Genomic DNA, 24,101 nt, shown 5'->3' with positions numbered 1-24,101 from the left:
TGGCGGCCGAGACCGGCCGGGGTGGGGGTCAGACGGCGACGAAGCGGCGGTGGCCGTCGGCGGCGAGGATGCGGCCGAAGCGCATGCCGGGCAGGTGGGCGGCGACGAGGAGGTCGTCGGTGTCGGCGGCTTCGTCGGTGAGGCGGTTGCGCACGGCACTGGCGGCGGCGGGGTCGATGTCCCAGACCACCTGCCAGTCGCGTTCGGCGAACTGGACGACGGAGTGGACGACGTCGCCGAGCAGCAGGGCGCGCCGGCCGCCGCCGGAGGCGACGAAGACGGTGGTGCCGGGGGTGTGGCCGGGCAGGTGGAGGGCGTCGAGGCCGGGGGCGAGGGTGAAGTCGGTGTCGAAGAGTTCCAGCCGGTTCTCGACGGGGGTGAGTTTGGCGACGGTGTGGGGGGTGGCGGCGGGGCCGGTGACGAAGTGCTGCCAGTCGGCGCGGTGGGCGCGGTAGGTGGCGTTGGGGAAGACGGGCCGGCCCTCGACGCTGGCCCAGCCGATGTGGTCGAAGTGCAGGTGGGTGAAGACGACGTCGGTGACCTCGTCGGGGGTGGTGCCGTGGGCGGCGAGGGAGTCGAGCAGCGCGCCGCCTCGGTAGCGGCCGTCGTCGTGGGGGCCGACGCCGGCGTCGACGAGGACGGTGCGCCGGGCGGTGCGGACCAGGAAGCCGCCGAGCGGCAGGGCGAGGGTGCCGTCGGGTGCGAGGTGGTGGCGGTGGCAGGCCCAGGGGTCGTCGGCGCCGGGGCGGGTGAGGACGTCGGCGCCCCGTTCGGTGCCGGTGCCGTCGGTGATCGCCAGGATCTCGATGTCGCCGATCTTCATGTGCCGCCCCTCGGGTGATGGTTCGTCGAAGGGCCCGCGCCGGGACCGGTCGGGGTCCGTGCGCGGGCCGTGGGCTGCAACCGTCGCGGGCGCTGCGCGATTCCCGCGGGCGGGGCCGGGGCACCGCCCTGCTCCTGGCCGCGCCGGACGGCGGTCAGGGGCCGAGGTCCAGGACCCGCACCGGTTCGCCCTTCCAGCGGGTGGGATCCGCGGTGGCGACGAACGCCCCGTCGGGACGTTCGGGTGTGGGGGCGGCTGCGTGGCGGACGTGAGCCTGGGCCCACGTGCTGTCGGTGGCCACGGCGAGAGCGGCGGCGAGGTCCAGGTCCAGCACGGTGAGGGCCGGCAGGGAGGCCAGGTGTTCGGCCGTTCCCGGGCGTTCGCGGTCCGCCTCCACCAGGGCGCAGGCCGGGGCGTAGAGGTACCAGCCCTGTTCGGCGTGCGCGCGGTGGATGAGGCGGGAGACGAGCAGGTTGCCGCGGCCCGCCGCGACCATGGCGGTGTCGTCCAGCACGACGTGCAGGCCGGTCACCGCCCGGCCGCCTCGGACAGGCGGCGCTCGAGTTCGGCGTCCAGGCCGGCGGCACGGGTGGCGTCCGGGTCGTAGCCGTTCCACTGGGCCAGGACCTGGCGGGCGTGTTCGGCCCGTTCGGCCCGCTCGTCCGGGGTGAACAGGTCCTGTGCCAGGCGGGAGAGGTAGGCCCGCAGGGACAGGTTCTCGCCTGCGGCGACCTCGGCCAGGCGGTCCCTGGCCTCGGCGGGGATGCGGATGTTCGCGTCGGCCATCTCGGCTCCTTCCGTTCCCCACAGAGTACGGGTACGCACCCGTACCCGTCCAGGTTGCCGGCGGCGGGCGGGAGCGGGCCCGCCGGGGCCCCGCCGCCGCTGCCTGCCCGGGGCAGGGGCGGCGGGGTCCCGTTTCACCACCCCGCGTCGGATGGCTCGGTGGGTGCGGTCCTGGCCGGCGGGGTCAGACGGCGGCCAGGACGGGCGCGGGCGCGGCGGGGGCCGCGGGGGCGGGGTGGGTGAGGCAGTCGTCGGTGAAGGCGAGGGCCCGCAGGTGGTAGGGGCGGGCGGCGTGGCCCAGGGAGAGGTTGTGGCCGGCGCGGCGGGCGCGGGCCAGGTGGGCGAGGCCGGTGGGGAAGGCGGCGGTCAGGGCGGTGCGGTCGGTCTCGTCCAAGCGCCACCAGTGTTCGTGGTCGGCGAGGGTCAGGCGTACCGGGACGCGCACGCGGGCGGCGAGGGCGCTGTAGCGGGCGGGCCAGGTGGCCAGTTCGCGTGATTCGAGGGCGGGGACGGGGGTGAGCAGGGTGCGGGCGGCGTGGAAGGTGCCGGGCGGGTAGAGGTGGAGGGGGCCCCAGTTGAGGCGGCCGCCGCCGGCGAGGTCGTCGGGGCGGTCCCAGGCGCCGGGGGCGTAGTGCTGGGCGAGGCCGGAGATGTCGCAGCCCAGCAGGGGCAGGCGGGGGTCGGCGGGCCAGTGGGCGGCGAGGTGCAGGGCGATCTTGCCGCCGAAGGAGTGGGCGAGGAGTTGGACGCCGGCGCCGGTGTCGTGGGCGCGGGCGTAGTCGGTGAGGGCGGCGTGGAGGGTGGCGGCCTGGTCGGCGATGAGCTGGCCGGCGGGCAGGCGGTGGGCGGAGGCGCCGTGGCCGGGGCGGTCGATCGCGAGGACGGTGTAGCCGAGGTCGGCGGCGAGGGTGAGCAGGCTGGTGTCGGGGTGGGCGGGGCCGGCGAAGTAGGCGGCGCGCATGCCGCGGCCGTGGACGGCCAGGACGACGGCTTTGGGGGCGCGGCCCTCGGGTTCGGCGACGAGGGCGGACAGGGGGATGCCGTCGGCGTCCAGGACCAGGGAGCGGGTGCGCAGGTCGTTCCTCATGCGGCGACCGCCCCTGTGGCCGCGTCGAGGTCGGCGAGCCAGCCGGTGAGGTCGGTGGTGCGCATCAGGGAGGTGCCGATGAGCAGGGCGGCGTAGCCGGCGTCCAGGAGGCGGGCGGCGTCGGCGGGTTCGGTGATGGCGGAGGCGGAGACGGGGGCGCGGCAGCCGGCGGCCCGCAGGGCGGGCAGCAGGCGCAGGCTGCGGCCGAGGTCGCCGCGGTCGCGTTCGCGGGTGCGGATGTCCTTGTTGTTGACGGCGACGACGCATTCGGGGACGCGGGGCAGGGTGTCGAGTTCGCGTTCGTCGGTGATCTCGACGAAGGGGGTCAGGCCGAGGTCGAGGGCGGCGTCGACGAGGCGTCGCAGGGAGGTGGCGGGCAGCAGGGCGGCGGTGAGCAGGACCGCGGAGGCGCCCAGGGCCTTGGCGGCTTCGAGTTGGGCGGGTCGGGTGAGGAAGTCCTTTTGCAGGACGGGCAGTTCGGTGGCGGCGGCGACGTCGCGCAGCAGGCGGGGGGTGCCGCCGAACCAGCGGCCGGTGACGACGGACAGGCAGGGGGCGCCGGCCTGTTCGTAGCGGGTGACGAGGTCGGTGACGGTGCGTTCGCCCAGCAGGTCGGCGCCGTGGGGGTCGCGGAGTTTGACTTCCATGACCAGGGGGCGGGCGGCGGTGAGCAGCGCGTCGATGAAGGTCATGCCGGGGTCTCCTGGAGGCGCGGGTGCCAGGCGCGGGTGAGGGCGGTGACGGCTTCGTGGGTGAAGCGGCCGGTGCGGTCGCGGGCGGCGGAGTCGATGTCGGCGCCGGCGTACAGGGGGTGGTCGGTGACGGTGCGGTAGGTGTCGCGGTTGGTGGCGTTGAGGCCGCCGGCGAGGAGGAAGGGGATGGTGAGGCGGGGCAGGAGGGCGTGGACGTGGGTGGGGTCCAGGGGTTGGCCGGTGGAGCCGACGCGGCCGTCGTCGGTGACGGTGTCCAGGAGGAACAGGTCGCAGCCGGCGCGGGCGTAGGCGCGGGTGAAGGCGCGTTCCAGGCAGCGGCCGCGGGAGAGGTGGAGGACTTTGACGAGGACGGCGTAGGGCAGGTGTTCGCGCAGTTCGGTGACGAGGGCGGGGCTCTGGTAGGCGTGGAGCTGGATCCAGCGGATGCCGGTGGCGCGGGCGAGGGCGGCGATGGTGGGGGCGTCGTCGAGGAAGGTGACGAGGACGGGTTCCAGGCCCAGGCGGATGGCGGTGGCGGCGAGGTCGGTGAGGCGGTCGGCCTCGAGTTCGGCGGGGCCGCCGGGGATGCCGTGCCACAGGCCGACGAGGGTGGGGCCGGTGTCGGCGAGCAGGGTGAGGTCGGAGCGGGTGCGGGCGCCGCAGACTTTGAGGTGGCCGGATCTGGTGGGGGCGAGCGGGGCGGCGGGGGCGGTCATTTGCCCAGTCCCAGCATGGCGGCGATGCGGTTGTACTGGATTTCGTTGCTGCCGGAGTAGATGGTGCCGGCGACGGCGTTGCGCACGTCCTTCTCGAGGCCGTATTCGGCCATGTAGCCGTTGCCGCCGAAGACCTGGACGGCGGCCAGGGAGGTGGCGAGGTTGGATTCGCTGGTGAGGAGTTTGGCGATGGCCATGTCGACGGTGACGTTGTCGCCGGCTTCGAGGCGCTGGGCGGTGTCGTAGAGCCACTTGCGGGCGGTTTCGAGGCGGATCTTGGTGTCGACGATCTTGTTGGCGACGGACTGGTAGGAGCCGATGGGTTTGCCGAAGGACATGCGGGTCTTGGCGTAGTCCAGGCAGCGGGCGAGGCGGTGCTGCATCTCGCCGGTGTTGACGATGAAGGTGTAGAGGATCTCGCGTTTCATGACGTGGTCCAGGACGAGGAAGCCGCCGCCGACGCGGCCCAGGACGCGGTCGGCGCCGACGCGGACGTCGTCGAGGTAGAGCTCGGAGAGCGGGGAGGTGCGCAGGCCCATCTTCTTGATGGGGTTGCCGGTGGTCAGGCCGGGGGTGTCGGCGTCGACGAGGAAGGCGGTGACGCCCAGGGCGCCGCCCTGGGGGTGGGTGCGGGCGTAGACGACGATGACGTCGGCGACGGGGCCGTTGGAGACGAAGGTCTTGGCGCCGTTGAGGACGAAGTGGTCGCCGTCGCGCACGGCGCGGGTGCGCATCTGCATGGCGTCGGAGCCGGATTCGGACTCGGTGATGGCGTGGGCGCCGATGGCGTCGCCGGAGGCGATGCGGGGCAGGTAGGCCTCTTTGAGGGCGGGTGAGCCGAAGGCCTGCAGGGGGACGCCGGTGGAGGCCATGGAGGTGGTGACGGAGAAGTTGAGGCCGCCGTCGCGGCAGGTGGCGCCGAGGCCTTCGAGGACGTACATGGTGGTGAGCAGGGACTGGTCCAGGCCGCCGTAGCGTTCCTCGAAGGGCAGGGAGAGGATGCCGGTCTTCTGGATCATGCGCCACTTGTCGTGGGAGAAGGCGGCCTGTTCGTCGCCTTCGATGTGGCCGGCGCTGAGGTCGTCGCCGAAGCGGGCCAGGCCCTCGCGCAGGGCCGTCTGGTCGGCGTTCCAGCGGATCATGGGATGTGCCGCCTTCCTCCCGGGCCGCGGGGTGCGGGGCCCGGGGTGGCAGGCCGGCGCGGGTGGTGACAGATGGGGTGGGCGCCGGCTGTCGTCGGTTCCTGGGGGTTCCCGGATCCCGGGGGCCCGGGCCGCGCGGCGGGCGGGCGGCGGCGGGCCCCGGCGGGGTGCGGGGGTGCCTGGCAGGAGGTGCCCCCCGGGCGGGGGGGGCGTTCTCCTAGTAGGCGGAGGAGGAGTGGGCGTCGAGCTGGTGGACCTCGTCGCCGCGCAGGGCCGGGGAGAAGACGCACACCAGGCGCAGGTCCTCCTCGGGGCTGGCGACCAGGTAGTGGGCGTCGTGCTCGTCGAGGGCGTACAGGCGTCCGGGGGTGATGGGGTGGGTGTTGCCGTCCATGTCGACGACCTCGCCGGAGCCGGCGATGCAGTAGCAGGCCTCGAGGTGGTTGCGGTACTCCAGGCGGGACTTGGTGCCGGCGTTGACGACGGTGTCGGTGAGGCTGTAGCCGAGGCCGTCGCTCTCGACGAGGAAGCGGCGGGACAGGCCGTTGCCCCACTCGACGGTCTTGACGTCGGCCAGGTCGCGGATCAGCATGCGGGTCGGTCCTTCCGGGTGGGGGTGCTCGCGGTGGCGGGCACCGTGGTGGGGGTGTGCACGCAGGTGTGCACGGCGGTGGTGCCGGTGTGCGTAGTGGTGCCGGTGGTGCCGGTGTGCGTGGTGGTGCTGGGTCCGCCGGGCCGGTGCGGGTGGGCGCTGCGGTCGGGGCGGAGGTCGGTGAGGAAGGCCCTCAACTCCTCGACGGGGTCGAGGCCTTCGGCGGCGGCGTCCTCCAGGCGGGCCACGGCGGCGGAGCCGACGATCGCCGCGTCCGCCCCGCTGGCGGCGACGGCCCGCAGGTCGGCGGCGCTCTTGACGCCGAAGCCGACGGCGACGGGTGTGCCGGGGGCGGCGGAGCGCAGCGCGGTGACGGTGTCGGCCAGGGCGTGGTGGCCGGTGGCGGGGGTGGTGCCGGAGCGGCCGTAGTGGGCGACGAGGTAGACGTAGGCGCCGGTGGCGTCGCGGGCGGCGGCGTGGAGGGTGTCGGGGGTGGAGGCGGGGTAGCAGGTGGTGACCTGTGGCAGGCCCTGGGTGCGCAGGGCGTGCTGCCAGGCGGGGCGCAGGCGTGGGGGCAGGGCGTGGACGAGCAGGGCGCGGGCTCCGGCGTCGGCGATGGCCCGGGTGGTGGCGGCGGGGTCGCGGTGGCGCAGGCTGTGGCTCCAGTCGGCGAGCAGGGCGACCTTGAGGTGGTTCAGCTTCGGGGTGAGGTCGGCGAGTTCGGCGAGGACGGTGTCCAGGGTGGTGCCGGCCTCCAGGGCGCGGGCGGCGGAGCGGCGGATGACGGGGCCGTCGGTGGGCGAGTTGGGGAAGGGGACGGCCAGTTCGAGGACGTCGACGCCCTGGGTGTCGAGCATGAGGGCGAGGTCGGTGAGGCGGCCGGCGGGGTCGCCGGCGTTGAGGAAGACCGCCAGTCCCGGCCCGGGCGGGGGGAAGAGGGGTTCAGGCACCGGTGGTCTCCTTGCGGCGGGTGGTGCGCAGGCGTTCGGCCAGGGCGCGGGGGGCGCCGTCGGCGAGGGCGTCCAGGGCGGCGGTGTGGGCGGTGGCCCAGTGGGTGTGGCGGCCGCTGGCCAGGGCGAGGGCGGCGGCGTTGAGGGCGATGGTGTGGGTGGCGGTGTCGCCGGCGCGGCCCGCGAGGGCGTTCAGGAAGTGGCCGGTGAGGTCCTCGGGGTGCGGGGCGAGGTCTGCGAGGGTGCCGGTGGCGGGGGCGATGGTGCCGGCGGGCAGGTGCAGGGCGCCGGTGGGGGTGTGCAGGGTGTTGTCGGCGAAGGGCAGGAGTTCGTCGGCGCCGGCGGTGTTGTGGGCCAGCCAGACGGTGCGGCGGGTGTCGTGGGCGGCCAGGGGGCGCAGGGCGGCCAGGGCGGCGGGGGTGGAGACGCCGGTGAGCTGGGCGGTGACGGGGACGGTGGCGAGCAGCGGGCCGAGGGTGTTGAGGAAGGCGCCGAAGGGTTTGAGGGTGAGGGGGTAGAGGGTGCGGGCCAGGCGGGTGAGGGCCGGTGGGTAGACGTGGGGGCCGGCGAAGGCGATGCCGTGGCGGGCGAGGTGGTCGGCGGTGGCGGTGTGGCTGGAGGTGAGGGTGATGCCCAGGCGTTCGAGGAGGTCGACGGAGCCGGTGGCGCTGGTGTAGGCGCGGGAGCCGGTTTTGACGACGGGGATGCCCATGGCGGCGGCGGTCAGGGCGGCGGCGGTGGAGAGGTTGAAGGTGGCCGGGCCGCCGCCGGTGCCGACGATGTTGACGCTGTGGGGGTGGGCGGGGCCGGGGTGGGGGGCGCGTTCGGTGAGGGTGGTGACGAGGGCGGTGAGGGTGTCCGGGTCGGGCAGGCGGGTGGTGAGGGCGGCCAGCAGGGCCGCTGCCTGGGCCCGGTCGCTGTCGGCCGGGCCCAGGGTGCGGTGTTCGAGCTGGTCCCACCACGAGCGCCAGGCCTCCAGGGCTACCGGGCGGCCGGCGAGCAGTGCGGTGAGGGCCGGGTGCATGGCGGTCAGCCGCCCACCGTGGCGGTGGCCGCGGTGCGGCGCTGGGTGATGAAGGCGTCGATGGCGGCGACCGAGCGGAAGTTGTTGGGGTCGAGGTCGGTGTCGTCGACGGGCAGGGCGAAGTGGTCCTCGACCCAGGCGATGAGTTTGAGGACGCCGAGGCTGTCGATGACGCCGTCGGAGAGCAGGTCGTGGTCGTCGGCGAGCTGGTCGGGGGTGATGTCGGGCAGGAACTCCTCGATGAGGAACCGCTTGATCCGGGCGATGTTGCTCATGGCGGGCAACTCCCTTGCTTCGGTGGATGGTCGGTCTTCTTGGTGGTGCGGTGCGGTGCCGGGGTGGTGCGGTGGTGGTGCGGTTCGCGCGCGCCGGGGCGGCGCGGTGCGGGGGTGCTGCGGTGCGGGGTGGTGCGGGGGTCAGGGGGTGGGCAGGACGGCCTTGCGGTCGACCTTGCCGGTGGCGGTCTTGGGCAGGGGCTCGTCGTGGATGGCGAGCTTCTCGGGGACGGCGGCGCGCGGCAGGTTGCGGGCCAGGTGTTCGCGCAGGACCAGGCTGTTGAGGGTGGAGCCGGGGGCGCGCTGGACGGCGGCGTGCAGGCGCTTGCCGGTCAGCGGGTCGTTCTCGGCGGCGACGGCGGCCTCGCGCACGTCGGGGTGGGTGAGCAGGACGCGTTCGATCTCGGCGGTGTTCACGGCCACGCCGCGGACCTTGACCTGGAAGTCGGCGCGGCCGGTGAGGTGGATGCGGCCGTGCTCGTCGCGGGTGACGAGGTCGCCGGTGCGAAACCAGCGGCGGCCGTCTCCGGCGCCTTCGGGCTGGGTGGTGAAGCGTCCGGTGTCGCGGGAGCGGTCGAGGTAGCCGGCGGCCTGGAAGGGGGTGGAGACGTAGAGTTCGCCGCTGCCGGGGCCCTGCAGGGGGGTGCCGTCGCCGGTGGCGACGAGGGTGCGCACGCCGGGCAGGGGTTCGCCGATGGGCACGGGCAGGGCGGCCGCGGCGTCCAGGCGGTCCAGGCGGTGCAGGAAGCTGTCGTTGGTCTCGGTGCAGCCGTAGATGTTGTAGAGGCGGGCCGAGGGCAGCAGGGCGGGCAGGGCGGCCAGGGTGCGGGCGTCGATGGCGTCGCCGGTGAACGCGGCGTGCTCGACGCTGTCCAGCACCGTCCCCGGGCCCTGGCCGCCGCCGCCCGTACCGCCGGTGCCCGTACCGCCGGTGCCGGTGCCGGTGCCGGTGCGGGCGGTGGCGGCGGTGGCGGCCTGGACGAGCAGGGCGTAGGCGAGGGGGACGGCCTGCAGCACGTGGGGGCGGTGGCGCGTCAGCTGGGCGAGCAGGTGGCGGGCGTTGAGGGCGTGGGCGGGGTCGATGAGCAGGCAGGTCCCGCCGGCGGCGAGGGTGGCCCACACGTCCAGCAGGGCGAGGTCGAAGTTCAGGGGCGCGTAGTTGGCCACGACGCGGCCGGGGCCGAGGTCGAAGGTGTCGTGGGCCCAGGCGGTGAAGCGGTCCACGGCCTGCTGCGCGAGGGGGACGATCTTGGGCAGGTCGGTGGAGCCGGAGGTGGTGAGCATGAAGGAGGTGCCGGAGGCCAGGGTCGGTACCGGGGCCGGGTGGGGCAGGGCCGGGAGCACCGGGGCGTCCTGGCCCAGCGGGGCGAGCTGGCGGCGGGCGCCGGCCTGGGCGAACAGGGCGGCCAGCAGCGCGGGGGCCAGCTGCGGGGAGGGCAGCAGGAAGGGGCGGCGCTCCATCAGGCAGGCCAGGACCAGGGCGATCGCGGCCGGCGACTTGACGGCCAGCAGGCCCACCGGCTCCCCCGGCGCCAGGTCCAGGGCCGCCAGGCGCTCGCGTTCGGCCCCGGCCAGGGCGGCGAGCTCGCCGTAGGTGACGCTCTGTTCGTGCCACAGCAGGGCCGGCGCGCCGGGGGTGGTGCGGGCGTGGGCGGTGAACGCGTCGGGCAGCGCCAGCGGCGCCGGCTGCCGCGCCGTACGGGCGGTGCCCTCGGCGGACGGGCCGGCGGTGGGGCCGGTGGTGGACGGGCCGGTGGTGGGGCCGGCGGTGGACGGGCCGGTGGTGGGGCCGGTGGTGGTGGTCATGGGGTTCACTCCCCCGCGGCCGGGGCGATGCGCGCCCAGCCGGCCTTGACGGCGGTGCCGGCGTCGGTGGCGATGGTGAAGCGCACCACGGTGCCCCGGTCGTAGGGCTGCAGGGTCAGGCGCAGTTCGGTGCCGGGGGTGGTGGGGGCGGCGAAGCGGGCGCCGAGCGCGGTGACGCGGGCGGGGTCGCCGTCGGCGTGGCGGTCGGTGATCTTCTCGGCGGCCAGGGCGACCAGGTGCATGCCGTGGGCGATGGCGGAGGGGAAGCCGGCCGCGCGGGCGGCGGCGTCGTCCAGGTGGATCGGGTTGAGGTCGCCGGAGGCGTGGGCGTAGGCGGTGGTGTCGGCGGCGGTGAGCAGGTGGGTGCACACGTGGGTCTCGCCGTCGGGGACGGTGCCGGGGTGGGCCGCGGGGGGCAGCGTGCCGTGGGAGTCGGCGCGGGTGGCGCCCAGCAGCAGGGCGGCGGTGGTCAGGTCGGCCAGCGGGGCGCCGGTGGCGGCGTCGCTCAGGCGGGTGGCCAGCGACAGGCGGGTGCCGCGGGCCTCGCGGCGCACCGCGGTGACGTGGACGGCGATGTCGATGGCACCGGCCGTCAGGGGGGTGTGGGTGTGGATCTCCTGGCCGAGGTGGACCACGCCGGTGAAGCCGCGGTCGCCGGCGGTCAGGGCGGCGACGGTGTGCTGGGCCAGGGCGTGGGCGGCGACGAAGGGGTGCGCGGGGCTGGCGCCGGGCCGGCGCGGGGCGTCCAGGCGGGCGCGGGCCGCGGCGCGGTAGGCGGCCAGGTCGGCGGCGTCCACGTGCAGGCGGGTGCGCGCCACCGGCGCGCCGGGCGCGGCGGGCGTGTCCGCCCCGGGTACGGGCGCGGCCGTCGTGGGCGCGCTCGCCTGGGAGGCGGTCGCGGCGGGGGCGGTCGCGGCGGGGGCGGTCGTCGTGGGTGTGGTCATAGCGGGGTCACCACCAGGGTCGTGTTGTGGCCGCCGAAGCCGAACGAGTTGGACAGGGCCGCGCCGGAGCGGATCGGGCGCGGCGCGGTGTGCACGACGTCGAGGTCCAGGCCCTCTTCGGTCTTCTCGTGGTTGGCGGTGGGAGGGACGGTGCGGGCGTTCATGGCCTCGATGGCGGCGATCAGCTCGACGGCGCCGGCGGCGCCGAGCAGGTGGCCGATGGCGCCCTTGGTGGAGGTGACCGGCACGCCGTGGGGGCCGAACACGGTGCGCAGCGCGGCGGCTTCGGAGCGGTCGTTGTGCACGGTGGAGGTGCCGTGGGCGTTGACGTGGGCGATGTCGGCGGGGGTGAGGTGGGCGTCGGCGAGGGCGGCGCGCATGGCGGTGACGGCGCCGGCGCCGTCGGGGCGGGGGTTGGACAGGTGGTAGGCGTCGGCGCTGGCGCCGTAGCCGGCGAGCAGGGCGTAGGGGGTGCGGGCGCGGGCGCGGGCGTCGGCGAGGCGTTCGAGGACGAGGAAGCCGGCGCCTTCGCCCATGACGAAGCCGTCGCGGTCGGTGTCGAAGGGGCGTGAGGCGCGGGCGGGTTCGTCGTTGCGCAGGGAGTGGGCGCCGAGGTTGCCGAAGGCGGCGAGGGTGACGGGGGTGAGGGTGGCTTCGCAGCCGCCGGCGATGACGATGTCGGCGCGGCCGCTCTCCAGGAGCAGGGCGCCGTGGCCGATCGCGTCGGCGCTGGAGGCGCAGGTGGTGGCGATGGTCAGGGCCGGGCCGGTCCAGTTCAGGCGCATGGCGATCTGGGCGGCGGCGGCGTTGGGCATGGTGACCAGGGGCATCAGCGGGGAGACGCGCAGGGGGCCGTGTTCGGTGTAGAGGGCGGATTCGCGGTCGCTGGTGGTGCGTCCGCCGACGGCGGTGCCCACGACGATGGCGCTGCGGGCGGGTTCGGGGCTGGGGTGGCCGGCGTCGGCGTGGGCGGCCAGGGCGGCGAGGGTGCCGTAGTGGGCGAAGGGGTCCAGGCGGCGGGCGTCCTTGGCGGGCAGGTGGGTGTGGGCGGGCAGGTCGGTGACGCGGCAGCCCAGGCGGACGCGGTGGCGGGTCAGGGCGGGGTCGGTCAGGGCGGTGGCGGTGGAGTGTCCGGAGGTGACGGTGTGCCAGAGGTCGGCGACGGTGTGGCCGGCGGGGCTGATGACGCCGAGGCCGGTGACGGCGATCGGTGGCCGGTGGTGGGGGGCCATGGCTTCGTCTCCTTCGCGTCGCACGCGGTCGGCCCGGCGGCGGGTACGGGGGGGGTGGTGCTGGGCGGTCCTGGGCGGTCCTGGGCGGGGCGGGGTGGTGCGGTGGTGCGGTGGGGCGGTGCTGGGTGTCCTGGGCGGGGTGGGGCGGTGGTGCGGTGGGGCGGTGGTGGGTGGTGGTGGCGGGTGGGTCAGATCAGGCCGGTCTGGCGGGCGGCGGTCAGGAACGCCTCGGCGGCGAAGTCGATGTCGGCGGCGGTGTGGCGGGCGGTGACGGCGATGCGCAGGCGGGCGAGGTCGTTGGGGACGGCCGGGGTGACGACGGGCAGGCCGATGACGCCGGCCTTGCGGCAGGCGGTGGCGTAGTCGTAGGCGGCGTCGTCGCTGCCGGCGATGACGGGCAGGACCGCGGTGGTGGAGTCCATGGTGGAGATGCCGGCGTCGTTGAGGCGCTCGCGCAGGCGCTGGGCCTGGGTCTGGGTGTGGGTGACGCGCTCGGGTTCGCGGCGCAGGATGCGCAGGGACTCCAGGGCGGCGCCGGTCTGGGCGGGGCCCAGGGCGGCGGAGAAGAGGAAGGGGCGGGCGGCGTAGCGCAGGTGGCCGATGAGGTCGTGGCTGCCGGCGACCCAGCCGCCCATGGAGGGGATGGCCTTGGAGAGGGTGCCGAGTTTGACGTCGACGCGGACCTTGTGGTCGAAGTGCTCCTCGATGCCGCCGCCGGTGGCGCCGATGACGCCCAGGGCGTGGGCCTCGTCGACCATGAGCAGGGCGTCGTAGCGGTCGCAGACCTCGCGCAGTTCGGGCAGCGGGGCGATGTCGCCGTCCATGGAGTAGACGCTGTCGACGATGACCAGGCGCACGCCGGTGGGGGACGCGGCCTTGAGGCGGCGTTCGAGGTGGTCGACGTCGTTGTGGCGGAAGCGGGTGACGGTGGCTCCCGACAGGCGGCAGCCGTCGACGATGGAGGCGTGGTCGTACTTGTCGATCAGGACGGTGTCGCCCTGGCCGACGAGGGCGCCGACGGTGCCGACGTTGGCGGCGTAGCCGGAGCCGAAGACCAGGGCGCGTTCGCGGCGGGCGAAGCGGGCGACCTCGGCCTCGAGTTCCTCGTGCAGGGGGATGGTGCCGGCCAGGGCCCGCACGCCGTGGTTGCCGGTGCCGTAGACGTCGACGGCGGCCTTGGCGGCGGCCACCACGCGTTCGTCGCCGGCCAGGCCCAGGTAGCTGTAGCCGGACATCATGAGCAGGCGTTCGCCGTCGAGGTCGCAGTAGGCGCTGTCGCGTTCCATGGTGTAGGCGACGAAGCTGTTGCGCCGGGAGGGGTCGGATTCCAGGGCGGCCACGCGGGCGTTCGTCGCGGCCAGTTTCGGCTCCAGGCGGTGCCATGCTCCGGTGGCGTTCACGGGCGTTTCTCCTTCACGGCGTCACGGGTTTCCCCGGTTTCCACGGTTTTCGCGGCTTTCACGGGCGGGCGGCTTCCCGCGTGGAGGGGGCGGCTTCGGGGGTGTTTTCTCGAAGCGTTCACGCGGGCTGCTCAAGGATGGCTACATTTCTACGGCAGGCGGCGCAAGGCGTCCGCAATAGGCGCTTCGCTGGCCTGCGGGAAAGCTCTGACGTGCGGAAACATTGCGTCCACGACGCATTGACCGGCCGGTGGGTATGTTTCCGCAACCGGTGTTGACACCGCGCGATGCGGCGAATGTATGGTCGAAATCCGCCGAAACCGAACGGGTGGTCGGCGGATTTCTGTTCCGATCCGCAATTTCCCATGCCGACGGCCGGAACGGGCCGTTGCTTCCGCTTTGGCTCAAGGGGGTTGGAGCTCGTGTTGAAAGGCTTCAGGGAAGACGGTCCGGCCGGCAGATCGGGGGCCCGCGCATGCTGATCCGCCTCACCGGTCTGGTCGCCGTCGAGCACGAGGACGGCGCTCCGCAGCACCTGTCCAGCGCCCAGGCCCAGGTGGCGTTCGCCCGCCTGGTGCTGGAGCGCTCCAGCGGCACCAGCCGCGACCAGCTGGCCGACACCATCTGGCCCGACGGACTGCCCGACACGTGGGCGTCCGCGCTGCGCAGCGTGGTCTCGCGGGTGCGGGCGTTCGTCACCGCGCCCGGCCAGGGCCCGGGCGCGACGCCGCTGATCGCCCAGGGCGGGCGGTACGTGCTGCAACTTCCCGCGGACGCGGCGGTGGACCTGGAGGCCGCGGCCTCCGCGGTCGGCGAGGCCGGCGAGGCGCTGGCGGCGGGATCCCACGCGGTGGCGCAGCAGTTGGCCGCGGGGGCGCTGGCGAACCTGCGCGGGGCGTTCTTGCCCGATCACGAGGGCGAGTGGGCGCAGGGGGTGCGCGAGCACGTGGAGGAGCTGCGCATCAGCGCGCTGGAGACGGCGAGCCTGGCGGCGTCCGCGCTGGGCGAGGAACACCACGCGCTGCGGTGGGCGGACGAGGCGGTGCGCCGCGCGCCGTTCCGCGAGAGTGCCTACCGGTGCCGGATGGAGGCGCTGGCGGCGTCCGGGAACCGGGCGGAGGCGCTGCGCTGCTACCAGCAGTTGCGTCAGGTGCTGGCCGAGGAACTGGGCATCGATCCGGCGGCGGAGAGCCAGGAGCTGTACCTGGCGCTGCTGCGCACCCCGGTGCCGGCGGCGCCGGCGCCGGCGGCGGTGCGGGCGGTGGATCCGGTGCTGATGGGGATCTTCGAGCCGCTGGCGCTGGCGCGGCTGGCGCGTCCGGCCGGCGCCGGCGCCGTGGCGGCGGGGGCCGGCGCCGTGGCGGCGGGGGCCGGCGCCGTGGCGGCGGGGGCCGGCGCCGGTCCGGGCGCGGGCGGCGGTTCCGGTTCCGCCGTCGGTGCCGCGGTCGGTGCCGGTGCCGCGGTCGGTGCGGCGATCGGTGCCGGTGCCGCGGTCGGGGTCGTGGTGGCTCCGGTGCGCGCGGCCTGAACGTCCGTCACCTGCCCCGCACGGTAAGCGCCGTGCCCCGCCGCTCCCCCGCCCGGCGGGGCACGGCGTTCGCGCGCGCCGCGCCCGCCCCTGCGGTGGTGCCCGCCCGGGTGGTGCCCGTGCGCCGGTTCCCGCGTACCGGTTCCCGTGTGCCGGATCCTGTGTGCCGGATCCCGCGTGCCGGTGGGTGTCCGGTGGTGCGGGAGCGGCGGGGCGGGATCGGTGGCGGTGTCGTGGCCGCCGCGCCGCTCAGCGCCGCCGGCGGGGCGTGTTGCGCGGGTGTTGCGGTGAGCGTGGCGGACGGGTCGGGCATAGTAGCGTCGTGGGCGTGAAGTCGCGCGCACGGCGCGGTCTTTGGTCATCGGACGGACGGGGGTCGAGTGTTGGGAAGGGGTGGTGGGTGTGGGACGGGCACGCGTGGCGGCGCGGGTGATCGTGCACCCTGGTGTGGAGGACGTGAGCGTCCAGCAGGTGCTGGAGGCGCTCGCTGATCCGGCCCGCAGGACGGTGGTGCGCACGCTCGCGCACTCGGGAGCCGATCTCAGTTGCGGCTCCTTCGACCTGCCGGTGGGGCGTTCGACCTCCAGTCACCACTTCAGCGTGCTGCGCGAGGCGGGACTGCTGCGCCAGTACTACGTGGGGACCACCAAGATGAACGCGCTGCGCAGCGAGGAGCTGGAGCGGCGTTTCCCGGGTCTGCTGACGGCGGTGGTGGCCGCCGCGGACGCGGAGGCCGGGCAGCTGCTGCCCGGGCCCCGCACGGGGGTGTGAGGGGCCCCGGCGCACGAGGGCCCCGTGCACCGGGGGGCCGGTACGTGCGGGGGCCGGTGCATGCGGGGGGCCGGGGTGCGGGGGCGGGTCAGCCGGTGACGGTCAGGACGATCTTGCCGGTCCGGGTGCCCGCCTCGAGGTGGCGGTGGGCCTCGGCGACGGTGTCGAGGCCCTCGAAGACGCGGTCGATCACGGGGGCGAAGGAGCCGTCGGCCAGGCCCGCGGTGACGAACGCGTGGGCGCGGCGCAGGCGTTCGTCGTCGCGGGTCACCTCGTGCATGCCGTGGAAGCGGCTGCTGACGGGGCCGAAGGCGTCCTGGCCGGGCAGCGGGGCCTCGCGCGGGTCCAGGCGGCCGTAGACGATCGGGTGCCCGCCGGGGGCGAGGGTCTCGGCGAGGGCCGGGACGCCGGGTCCGGCGACGGGGTCCGGGACGGCGCGCACGCCGCGTGCGCCGGTCGCGGCCCGGACGCGGGCGGCCAGGTCGTCCCCGCAGGTGACGATCACCTCGGCGGCGCCGGCCGCCGGCAGGGCGGGGGCCATGGCGCGGGTGCGAGTGGTGGCGAGGGGGTGAACGCCCAAACGGCGGGCGGTACGGATGGCCGCCGGGCCCGCCCCGCAGGCGGCGGCGGTGACCAGCACGTGGTCGCCGGAGCGCAGGTGGCCGTCCTCGGCCAGGGCGCCGCAGGCGGTGAGGCAGGGCATCCGCACGGCGGCGCCCTGGGCGGCGGTGAGGCCGGCGGGGTGGGGGACGGCGGCGCGGGCCGGGACCAGGACGCGGGTGCCGCAGACGCCGTAGTCGTCCCGGGAGAAGGCGGGCACGGTGTCGCCGAGGCCGCCCGGGGCAAAGGCGGTGACGTCCGGGCCGACGGCCTCCACGGTGCCGGCGGCCCCGCGGCCCAGGCCCGCGGGCAGGCGCGGCCGCTCCAGGCAGGCGCGGCCGCTCCGGGCAGGTGCCGGCGCGGAAGAGGGCCTCGGCACGGTTGAGGCCGATCGCGGCGACGCGCAGGCGCGGTTCGCCGGGACCGGGCTCGGGCAGGGGGCGTTCGCGCACGGTCAGGACCTCCGGGCCCCCGGTGCTCTCGAAGACGACGGTCCCGGGCATGACGGATCCCCCTTCGCGCGGCACGCGCCCGGCGGCGCGCGGGCGGCTCTCACCCGACCCCCGCGAGGCCCGGCCCGTCAGACTTCGATACCTGTCGGAACAGTGGGCTTATCGCCTCCGTCGCACGGGAGTTGACCGCACGTCAACGGGGAGGGTCCGGCCGGGCGGGGCGGGGCGTAGGCTTGCCGCCCATGATCGACAGTGGGGAACGGGACGACCGGGGGCGGGGGCCGGACGACGGGCCGGGCGACGGGCGGGACGACGGGTGGGAGGGCTGGGAGGGCACGCGGCGGTGGGTCCAGGGGCACCTCGCGCCCGGTGAGCGCCTGGGCGCGGTGGACGTGCTGCGCGGCGGGTGGACCTCGCGGATGCGCCGCCTGGAGGTGCGCCGGGACGGCGACGGGCCGCACCCCTCGCCGTCCGCGCTGGTGCTGCGCTCCTTCGTCACACCGTTCTACCGCCGCCACGCCCCCGGGCTGCTGGCCCGCGAGGCGGCGGTGCTGCGCCTGCTGGAGGGCAGCGTCGTCCCCGCCGCGCGCCTGGTCGCGGTGGACGCGGCGGGCGCGGTGTGCGAGCACCCGTCGCTGGTGATGACCGCCCTGCCCGGACGGGTGTGCCTGGAGCAGGACGCGCACGCCCCCGCCCGCGCCCGTCTGCTGGCCGCGCAGCTGGCCGCCGTGCACGCGCTGGAGGTCCGCGAGGCGGACCGGCCGCGCGCCTGGCAGGCGTGGACGGCCCCCGAGCGGGTCGCCGTGCCCGAGGACACCGCCCGCCGGGCCCTGTGGGCGCGGGCGGTGGAGGTGATCGGCTCCCCCGCGCCCCCGTACCGGGCGTGCTTCCTGCACCGCGACTTCCACCCCGGCAACGTGCTGTTCGACACGGCCCCCACGCACGACGCGCACGGTGAGCACGGTGCGCGGCCGGTCGTCACCGGGGTGGTCGACTGGGTGGAGACGTCCTGGGGCCCGGCCGACCTGGACGTCGCCCACTGCTCCACCGCCCTGGCCCTGCTGCACGGCCCCGCCGCGGGCTTGGCCTTCGCCGACCTCTACACCGCCGCCGGCGGCCGCGAACTCGCCGACGGCCGCGCCCACCTGTACTGGCGGCTGCTGGACGCCCTCGCCTTCGCCCCCGACGCCCGCAAGGTCGCCGAACCCTGGCGCGAGCTGGGCCGCACCGACCTGACCCCCGCCGTCCTGACCACCCGCCTGGAGGACTACCTCCAGGCCCTGTTCGACCGCTACGCCTGACCCACCGGGCACCCCCGCCCCCTCCGGCCCGGGAACGGCGGGGACGGCGGGAGCGGCGGGGCGGCGGGGCGGCAGGGGCGGCACCGGGCACCCTCGGGAGCAGGAAGCGCCGCGGACGGCCCCGGGAACGGGAACCACGGCAGTCCACCTGCGGCCGGAGCCACCGCGGCGGGAGCAGCCGCAGGGAGTCGACGGCGCCCTGCCCGGCGTCACCACGAACCGACGGGCCGTTCGGCCCCTCTCCCGACCCCGGCCGGGGCGCGACGTCGGCCGGGGCGCCGCACCGGCCGCACGCGGCAGCGGGGCCGGGCCGGTGCGCGGCCGGGCCGGGGAGGGTGTGCGGGGGGGCGGGATCCGGTCGCACATGCTGCGGTCGGCGTGCTCGGGGTGCCCGCGGCAAGCCGGCCTTGCCGATGCCCTCGGACAAGCCGGGACGGGCAGAAGCGGACCTTGGGCGGCATCACCAGACCTCCGGCCTCCGGGAAGGTGGCCGCAGACCGCGGCGAGCGCCCCCGGGAGCAGGAAGCGCCGCGGACGGCCCCGGGAACGGGAACGGGAACGGGAACCACGGCAGTCCCCCTGCGGCCGGAGCCACCGCGGCGGGAGCAGCCGCAGGGTGTCGACGGCGCCCTGCCCAGCGTCACCACGAACCGACGCCGTCCTCCCGGGCCGCTCCCCCGGCCCCGGCCGGGGCGCGACGTCGGCCGGGGCGGGAGCCGGTCGCGCGTGCTGCGGTCGGGGGCGTCCGTGGCGGGCCTGTTTCCTCCCCGGTTTCCTCCCCCGGCGTCGCGCGCGTGCCGCGCCGCCGCGTGGAGGTGCGGTGGCGCGGCACGCGTGGGTGCGGGGGTGCGGGGGCGGGGTGCAGCGCGCACGGGTGCGGGGGTGCGGGGTGCGGGGGTTGGTGGGGTGTCAGGGGGTGGGAGTGCGGTGGGCGGGGTCGGTCTGCGGCTGCTCGGTCCGGGGTCGGGGTTCGGGTCGGGGGTCGAGGCGGCGGCGCCACAGGATGGTGGCGAGGGCGGCGGCGGCGAGGGCGGCGCCGGCCAGGGGCAGGTGGCGGGGGCCGGTGGTGGCGACGAGGGTTCCGCCGAGGGTGGTGCCCAGGGTGATGCCGAGGTTGGAGAAGGAGATGAAGAGGCTGTTGCCGAACTCGGGGGCGTCGGTGGCGTCGCGGGCGAGCCAGGTCTGGGCGACGGCCAGGCCGCCGGAGTGGACGGCGCCCCAGAGCAGGACGGTGGCGAGCATGGGCGCCGGGTGGGGGCCGGCGGCGTCGAGGAGGAGGTAGAGGGCGAGGTAGAGCAGGGGGTAGGCGGTGGCGGTGCGCAGGGGGTGGCGTTCGAGCAGGCGGCCGTAGAGGGGGTTGCCGGCGGTCATGACGATGCCGAAGGCCATCAGGGCGGGGCCGGTGAGGGAGGTGTCGAGGCCGGTGACGTTCTGCAGGTATTCGGCGATGTAGCCGTAGCCGCTGAACATGGCGGCGAACAGCAGGGTGACGGCGGCGACGGCCAGCCACAGCCGGGGGCTGCGCAGGATGCCCAACTGGCCGCTGTAGGTGGGGCGTCGGGTTTCCGGCAGGTCGGGGAAGAGGGTGAGGACGCCGGCGCAGGCGAGGAGGTTGAGGGCGGCGGCGCTCCAGAACGCGGCGGGCAGGCCCAGGTGGTCGGCGAGGTAGGAGGTGAGGGGGACGCCGAACGCGAAGCCGGCGCTGACGCCGGCGAAGACGGTGGTGGTGGCGCGGGCGGCCTTGCCGGGTGCGGCCAGGCGGGTGGCGGCGGTCAGTGCGAGGGCGAAGAAGACGGGGTGGAGCAGGGCGGGCAGGATGCGGAAGGCGAGGACGAGGGGGAAGGAGTCGCTGAGCGCGTAGACCGTGTTGGAGACGGCGAACAGGGCCAGTGCCGTGGCCAGGACGGTCTTTCGGCGCAGGCGGGAGGCGAGCAGGACGCCGGCGGGGCCGGTGACGGCGACGGTGAGGGCGAACGCGCCGACCAGCCATCCGGTGGTGGCGGGGGTGGTGTGCAGGCGCTCGGCCAGGGCGGGCAGGACGCCGACGACGCCCATCTCGGTGGTGATGATGCCGAACACGCCCAGGGCCAGGACCGCGACGGCGGCCCGGCCTGTGCGGGCGGGGGCGGTTGGGTGCACGACGACCTCCATGAATAGACAAATCTAGATAGTTGGATGTGTTGGGGCGGAAGAAAAGGGGGCGCCGGGCGGGGCGCCCCCTGCGGGAGCGGGGGTGTGGCGCCGCGGACCGCGCCGGCGGCACGGACCGCGTGTGCGGTACGGGCGGCGTGTGCGGTGCGGGTGGTGCGGGTGTGTCAGAGCTCGTCGCGCGCGTACGCGGCGAAGGCGGCGATGGTCTCCTCGTTGCGCCGGTAGAAGGTCCACTTGCCGACGCGCTCGGACACCAGCAGCCCGGCCTCGCGCAGGATCTGCAGGTAGCCGGAGACCACCGACTGGGACAGTCCCGAGAGTTCCTGGATGTCGGTGACGCACACGCCGATGTGGAAGCCGACGCCGCGCTCGCGGTAGTAGGCCTCGCCGAAGTGGCGCTCGGGTGTCTTGAGCCAGCGCAGGAAGTCCGCGCGCGCCGGGTTGGCGAGCGCCTTGTGCACGGCCAGCGGGTCCAGGTCCACCGCACACGCTCCTTCCGCCGTCCGGGCCCCCGAGGACGTATCCAATATTCTGGATACGTTGCCGGGGTGTCAAGGCGGGACCCGGGCCGCGGCGGACCACACCGCTCCGGGCCGGGCCTGGGCGGGCCGACCCGACCGGGCCGGTCGGGGCGGGTCGGGTCGGGTCGGGTCAGTGGTACCGGGCGATCCGGACGAGGCCGCCGCGGGCGCCGTCCGGGACGGCGGTGGCCACCGGCCCGAGCGCGAGCGCGCCCCGGGTGAAGCACACCCCCGGGGCGCGCAGGCGCCCGCACCCGCCACGCACCGCGTCCACGGCGTCCACGGCGCAGGAGTCGGCGGGGACGCCGTCGGCGGCCGGCGCCGCGCCGCGGGCGGGAGCGCGGGCGCGGGTGGCGGGTGGCGGGGCGACCACCGGGCTCCAGGACCCGTTCGGCGCCCTCGGACCGCTCGGGCGACACGACGGCGAGCCGGCGGCGCCCGCCGAGCGGGACCTCGGCCCTTCTTCACGAATCCCAGGACGCCGGCGCAAGAGCGCGGGGCCTCGTCCCGGCCGTCGACAAGGGCACCGGCCAGGCCCCCCCAGGGCCGCTCCCGGGCGGGCTGGACCGGGCGGCGGGCGCCACCGCACCCGGACGGACGCGGCACCGCCGGCACGCCCCCCGGCATCCCGTCCACGACACCGCCACGCGAAGGCGCCGACGCGGGGATGCGGATGCGATGCGGGGGCGCGGTGCGGGAGCGCGGATGCGGTGCGGGGCGTGTCCGGTGGCGGGTGTCCGGCGGTGCGCGCCGGGCCGCGCACGACGCCGCGCCGCGGGCCTCCCGGGGGTGCGGCGGCGCGCCGGGTGTTCACCCCCACGAGTGATTGTCACTGTGTGCACCGCGACGGACACTCTGGGTATCCGGAGGGCTCGTCGAGGCCCTCCCGGCGCGAGGAGAGCCGCCATGGCCGCAGTCGAACCTTCCGCCTCCGAGGTCCCGCAGATCACGCACAGCGAGCAGCCCGCCGGCCGGGACGAGGGCCTCGCGGCCGTCGGCGGCAACGTCAACGCCGTGTGGCGGGCCTGGTGGACCTGGAGCCCCGGCAACGGGACCTTCAACCTCCAACTGCCCTGGAACGTCATCGGGATCGACTCGACGGTCGTCATCACGGCCTCCGAGATCGACTCCAACGGCAACCGGTTCGTCGGCGCGGCCCCGTTCCAGGTCTCCAGCATCGCGCCCGGCAACGGCGTGGTCACCTTCAAGATCAGCATCGGCTGGAACAGCCCCCTGCCCATGCGCACCGACGTCCTCGTCCTCAACTGACCCCCGCCCCGCACCCCCGGGGCACCCCCCGCCCCGCCGCCCCGCACACCCACGGGCACGGCGGGGCACACCCCCTCCCGCACACCCCCGGCCCCGAACACCCGCCACACCAACGCCCCCGCCCCGTGTCCCCGCCCCCGTCCCGACGGGCAACGGCGCCCGGCAGGGCCGGGCACGGGCGCGCCGCAGGACCGGGCACGGGCACGCGCCCCCGCCGTGCCCGCCCGCACGCGTGTGCCGGAGGACCCGGTCTCGCGGCGGAAACGCCCCCCCGCCCCGGCCCCGGCACCCCCTCTCCCCCGGGCCCAGCGGCCACCCGCGGCCCGGCACAGGCAGGCCGGGACGGGAGGGTCCCGGCGCGGGGCCGGAGCCGGGGCCGGAGCGGGGCCGGAGGCGGGGTTCCTCCTGGGGCCCGGGGCGTGCGCGGGGCCCGGTGTCAACCGGTGGACGCCGCGGGTCGGTTGGGCCCCAAAGGAGCACGGCGAGGGGGCGAGGGGGATGCGGACGGCGGGCCGCGCGTCGCGGCCCCGCGCGCGCCCCGGGCCCGCGATACGCCCGCGGGCAGCCGGGACGGCCGGCGCACGGGCCGGCGGCGTACCGGTGGCCGGGCGGGCCGGGGAGAGCGGGGCCTCGCCCTCCGGTTCCGCGGCGGGGACGGGGATCGGCGGCCGCCTCCCGGCGGGGGTGGGGGCGGGCAGTAGGATCGGCGGCGTTGCATCCCGTATACCGCTGGTAGGAGGCTTTTCATGGCTCAGGTCACCCTGAAGGGGAACCCGGTGCAGGTCGGTGGCGCGCTGCCCGCCGCCGGCAGCCAGGCACCCGCGTTCACGCTGGTCGGCGAGGGGCTCGCGGACGTGTCGCTGAAGGACTTCGCGGGCCGCCGCAAGGTCCTGAACATCTTCCCCAGCATCGACACCCCGACCTGCGCGACCTCGGTGCGCACGTTCAACACCAAGGCCGCCGCGCTCGACAACACCGTCGTGCTGTGCGTCTCGGCCGACCTGCCGTTCGCGCAGGCCCGGTTCTGCGGCGCCGAGGGCCTGGAGAACGTCAAGACCCTCTCCACCCTGCGCGGCCGGGACTTCCACGACGTCTACGGCGTCGCGATCGCCGACGGCCCGCTGGCCGGCCTGACGGCCCGCGCCGTCGTCGTCCTGGACGAGAACGACACCGTCCTGCACACCGAGCTGGTCGCGGAGATCGCCGACGAGCCGAACTACGAGGCCGCGCTCGCCGCCCTCAACTGACCCACCCCGCGCCGCGCTCACCGCCGCGCACCGCGCGGCCCCGCGCCCGGCCGCGTCACGACGGCCCGCCCCGCACCCCCATCCCGACCCGCCCCCCGAGGGCGCCACCGGCAGAGGGGCGGGGCGGGCCGCCGCACACCCACCCCCCGGCCCGGCCCGGCGGCCACCCCACCGCCCCACCCGCCCGAGCACACACACAGCGAAACCGGAACACCACCACCCCGAACCACCCGCGCCAGGCACCCCGACCGACCGCCCCCACCCGCCGAACTCCCCCGCCCCCACCGGAACTCCCCCAGGGAACGGCACCGCGGACAGCGACACACCCCGCACGGCCCAGCCCGCCCCCACCCCAGCACCACACACCCGCCACCACCGCCACCAGCCCCGCCCCCTCGGCTCCCGGCCCGCAACCAGCAGGCAAGCCCCGGCCGCGGCGAACGAACGTCAGCACAGGCCTCCACCACAGCCCTCGAGTACCGCCACCCCGCCCCGGACGACGAGCGCGACCGAGGACCGAGGACGACGGACGGCGGACGGCGGACGACGGACGGCGGCGCCCACGACGGACCCGCGGCCGCCGCACGACCCCAGCGACCACGCGGCGCCCGCCCACCCGCTCGGGGTCCACAACCGGGCCCGCATCCTCGCCGCGGGAAGGACTTCGCCGGATGCTTCGGTGACCACGCCGTCCGCCACCTCCTCGTCGCCCTCGGCCGGCACCCGACACCCTTTCGCGGGGGGGGGCCCCCCCCCCCGCCCGGGGCGGGGGGGGCGCCGCGGGGCGGGCGC

24 protein-coding genes are annotated in these 24,101 nt (G+C 76.1%); 5 read left to right on the top strand and 19 right to left on the bottom strand.

Translation table 11 applies throughout. The features are described from left to right. Nucleotides 1–28: 28 nt before the first annotated feature. The 15 genes from ACWD4P_RS30875 to ACWD4P_RS30805 all read right to left on the bottom strand — a co-directional run bounded on the left by ACWD4P_RS30875 (nt 29) and on the right by ACWD4P_RS30805 (nt 13,469). Entirely contained in the window at nt 29–823 is a 795-nt protein-coding gene (locus ACWD4P_RS30875) for an MBL fold metallo-hydrolase (RefSeq protein ID WP_449781923.1), read from the bottom strand. A 154-nt stretch (nt 824–977) separates the two neighbouring features. After that, nucleotides 978–1,346 (bottom strand): hypothetical protein, encoded by a 369-nt coding sequence (locus tag ACWD4P_RS30870; protein WP_449781931.1) that lies wholly within the window; start codon nt 1,344–1,346, stop codon nt 978–980. 5 nt (nt 1,347–1,351) lie between these two features. Continuing rightward, entirely contained in the window at nt 1,352–1,609 is a 258-nt protein-coding gene (locus ACWD4P_RS30865; RefSeq protein WP_449781922.1) for a hypothetical protein, read from the bottom strand. A 184-nt stretch (nt 1,610–1,793) separates the two neighbouring features. After that, entirely contained in the window at nt 1,794–2,696 is a 903-nt protein-coding gene (locus ACWD4P_RS30860) for an alpha/beta hydrolase (RefSeq protein ID WP_359829464.1), read from the bottom strand. Next, nucleotides 2,693–3,388: an indole-3-glycerol-phosphate synthase gene (locus ACWD4P_RS30855; RefSeq protein WP_359829463.1), complete on the bottom strand. Its 696-nt coding sequence runs from the start codon at nt 3,386–3,388 to the stop codon at nt 2,693–2,695. Before ACWD4P_RS30855 ends, ACWD4P_RS30860 begins: the two co-directional genes overlap by 4 nt. Next, nucleotides 3,385–4,104, bottom strand: a complete 720-nt coding sequence (locus ACWD4P_RS30850) for a phosphoribosylanthranilate isomerase (protein ID WP_359829462.1) — start codon at nt 4,102–4,104, stop codon at nt 3,385–3,387. Before ACWD4P_RS30850 ends, ACWD4P_RS30855 begins: the two co-directional genes overlap by 4 nt. Continuing rightward, complete coding sequence (locus ACWD4P_RS30845; protein WP_359829461.1) at nt 4,101–5,246, bottom strand: acyl-CoA dehydrogenase family protein; 1,146 nt, start codon at nt 5,244–5,246, stop codon at nt 4,101–4,103. Before ACWD4P_RS30845 ends, ACWD4P_RS30850 begins: the two co-directional genes overlap by 4 nt. 217 nt (nt 5,247–5,463) lie before the next feature. After that, nucleotides 5,464–5,838, bottom strand: a complete 375-nt coding sequence (locus tag ACWD4P_RS30840; protein WP_359829460.1) for an ectoine synthase — start codon at nt 5,836–5,838, stop codon at nt 5,464–5,466. Next, on the bottom strand, nt 5,832–6,788 hold the full coding sequence (trpA, locus tag ACWD4P_RS30835; protein WP_449781921.1) for a tryptophan synthase subunit alpha: 957 nt from the start codon (nt 6,786–6,788) through the stop codon (nt 5,832–5,834). Before trpA ends, ACWD4P_RS30840 begins: the two co-directional genes overlap by 7 nt. Continuing rightward, the gene (locus ACWD4P_RS30830; protein WP_449781920.1) at nt 6,781–7,812 is read right to left on the bottom strand and encodes a hypothetical protein; all 1,032 of its coding nucleotides are present in this window, start codon (nt 7,810–7,812) and stop codon (nt 6,781–6,783) included. The genes trpA and ACWD4P_RS30830 overlap by 8 nt, the downstream gene beginning before the upstream one ends. 5 nt (nt 7,813–7,817) lie before the next feature. After that, on the bottom strand, nt 7,818–8,087 hold the full coding sequence (locus tag ACWD4P_RS30825) for an acyl carrier protein (RefSeq protein ID WP_359829457.1): 270 nt from the start codon (nt 8,085–8,087) through the stop codon (nt 7,818–7,820). Nucleotides 8,088–8,228: 141 nt separating this feature from the next. Further along, nucleotides 8,229–9,893 (bottom strand): AMP-binding protein, encoded by a 1,665-nt coding sequence (locus tag ACWD4P_RS30820; RefSeq protein WP_449781919.1) that lies wholly within the window; start codon nt 9,891–9,893, stop codon nt 8,229–8,231. A 5-nt stretch (nt 9,894–9,898) separates the two neighbouring features. After that, a complete protein-coding gene (locus ACWD4P_RS30815; RefSeq protein ID WP_449781918.1) occupies nt 9,899–10,837 on the bottom strand; it encodes a MaoC family dehydratase in 939 nt (312 codons plus the stop codon). After that, nucleotides 10,834–12,069, bottom strand: coding sequence for a beta-ketoacyl-[acyl-carrier-protein] synthase family protein (locus tag ACWD4P_RS30810; RefSeq protein WP_449781917.1), 1,236 nt, complete (start codon nt 12,067–12,069; stop codon nt 10,834–10,836). Before ACWD4P_RS30810 ends, ACWD4P_RS30815 begins: the two co-directional genes overlap by 4 nt. A gap of 188 nt (nt 12,070–12,257) precedes the next feature. After that, nucleotides 12,258–13,469, bottom strand: a complete 1,212-nt coding sequence (locus ACWD4P_RS30805) for an aminotransferase class I/II-fold pyridoxal phosphate-dependent enzyme (protein ID WP_359829389.1) — start codon at nt 13,467–13,469, stop codon at nt 12,258–12,260. A gap of 475 nt (nt 13,470–13,944) precedes the next feature. On the opposite strand from ACWD4P_RS30805, the gene ACWD4P_RS30800 reads away from it, so the two are divergent. Together ACWD4P_RS30800 and ACWD4P_RS30795 are read left to right on the top strand one after the other, a co-directional pair. Beyond that, nucleotides 13,945–14,997 (top strand): AfsR/SARP family transcriptional regulator, encoded by a 1,053-nt coding sequence (locus ACWD4P_RS30800; protein WP_449781916.1) that lies wholly within the window; start codon nt 13,945–13,947, stop codon nt 14,995–14,997. A 402-nt stretch (nt 14,998–15,399) separates the two neighbouring features. After that, nucleotides 15,400–15,768 carry an ArsR/SmtB family transcription factor gene (locus ACWD4P_RS30795; protein ID WP_359829391.1) on the top strand — a complete coding sequence of 123 codons (369 nt, stop codon included), beginning with the start codon at nt 15,400–15,402 and terminating at the stop codon, nt 15,766–15,768. 88 nt (nt 15,769–15,856) lie between these two features. On the opposite strand, the gene ACWD4P_RS30790 is transcribed toward ACWD4P_RS30795, so the two are convergent. Beyond that, on the bottom strand, nt 15,857–16,747 hold the full coding sequence (locus ACWD4P_RS30790) for a zinc-binding dehydrogenase (RefSeq protein ID WP_449781915.1): 891 nt from the start codon (nt 16,745–16,747) through the stop codon (nt 15,857–15,859). A gap of 315 nt (nt 16,748–17,062) precedes the next feature. On the opposite strand from ACWD4P_RS30790, the gene ACWD4P_RS30785 reads away from it, so the two are divergent. Next, nucleotides 17,063–18,121 carry a phosphotransferase family protein gene (locus ACWD4P_RS30785; RefSeq protein ID WP_449781914.1) on the top strand — a complete coding sequence of 353 codons (1,059 nt, stop codon included), beginning with the start codon at nt 17,063–17,065 and terminating at the stop codon, nt 18,119–18,121. A 909-nt stretch (nt 18,122–19,030) separates the two neighbouring features. Here ACWD4P_RS30785 and ACWD4P_RS30780 read toward each other — a convergent pair. The 3 genes from ACWD4P_RS30780 to ACWD4P_RS30770 form a co-directional block, all read right to left on the bottom strand. Beyond that, nucleotides 19,031–20,260: an MFS transporter gene (locus ACWD4P_RS30780; protein ID WP_449781913.1), complete on the bottom strand. Its 1,230-nt coding sequence runs from the start codon at nt 20,258–20,260 to the stop codon at nt 19,031–19,033. 176 nt (nt 20,261–20,436) lie between these two features. Then, the gene (locus ACWD4P_RS30775) at nt 20,437–20,754 is read right to left on the bottom strand and encodes an ArsR/SmtB family transcription factor (RefSeq protein WP_449781912.1); all 318 of its coding nucleotides are present in this window, start codon (nt 20,752–20,754) and stop codon (nt 20,437–20,439) included. 169 nt (nt 20,755–20,923) lie between these two features. Next, nucleotides 20,924–21,166 carry a hypothetical protein gene (locus tag ACWD4P_RS30770; protein WP_449781911.1) on the bottom strand — a complete coding sequence of 81 codons (243 nt, stop codon included), beginning with the start codon at nt 21,164–21,166 and terminating at the stop codon, nt 20,924–20,926. 533 nt (nt 21,167–21,699) lie between these two features. Between ACWD4P_RS30770 and ACWD4P_RS30765 the strand changes: the two genes are divergently transcribed. After that, a complete protein-coding gene (locus tag ACWD4P_RS30765) occupies nt 21,700–22,062 on the top strand; it encodes a hypothetical protein (protein WP_359831908.1) in 363 nt (120 codons plus the stop codon). A 746-nt stretch (nt 22,063–22,808) separates the two neighbouring features. Further along, nucleotides 22,809–23,309 (top strand): thiol peroxidase, encoded by a 501-nt coding sequence (gene tpx / locus ACWD4P_RS30760; protein ID WP_359831962.1) that lies wholly within the window; start codon nt 22,809–22,811, stop codon nt 23,307–23,309. Nucleotides 23,310–24,101 lie beyond the last annotated feature (792 nt).

It is taken from the genome of Kitasatospora sp. NPDC002543 (assembly GCF_053594915.1).
The sequence above is the reverse complement of the archived record's forward strand: the minus strand, read 5'-3'. Positions and strand labels throughout refer to the sequence as shown.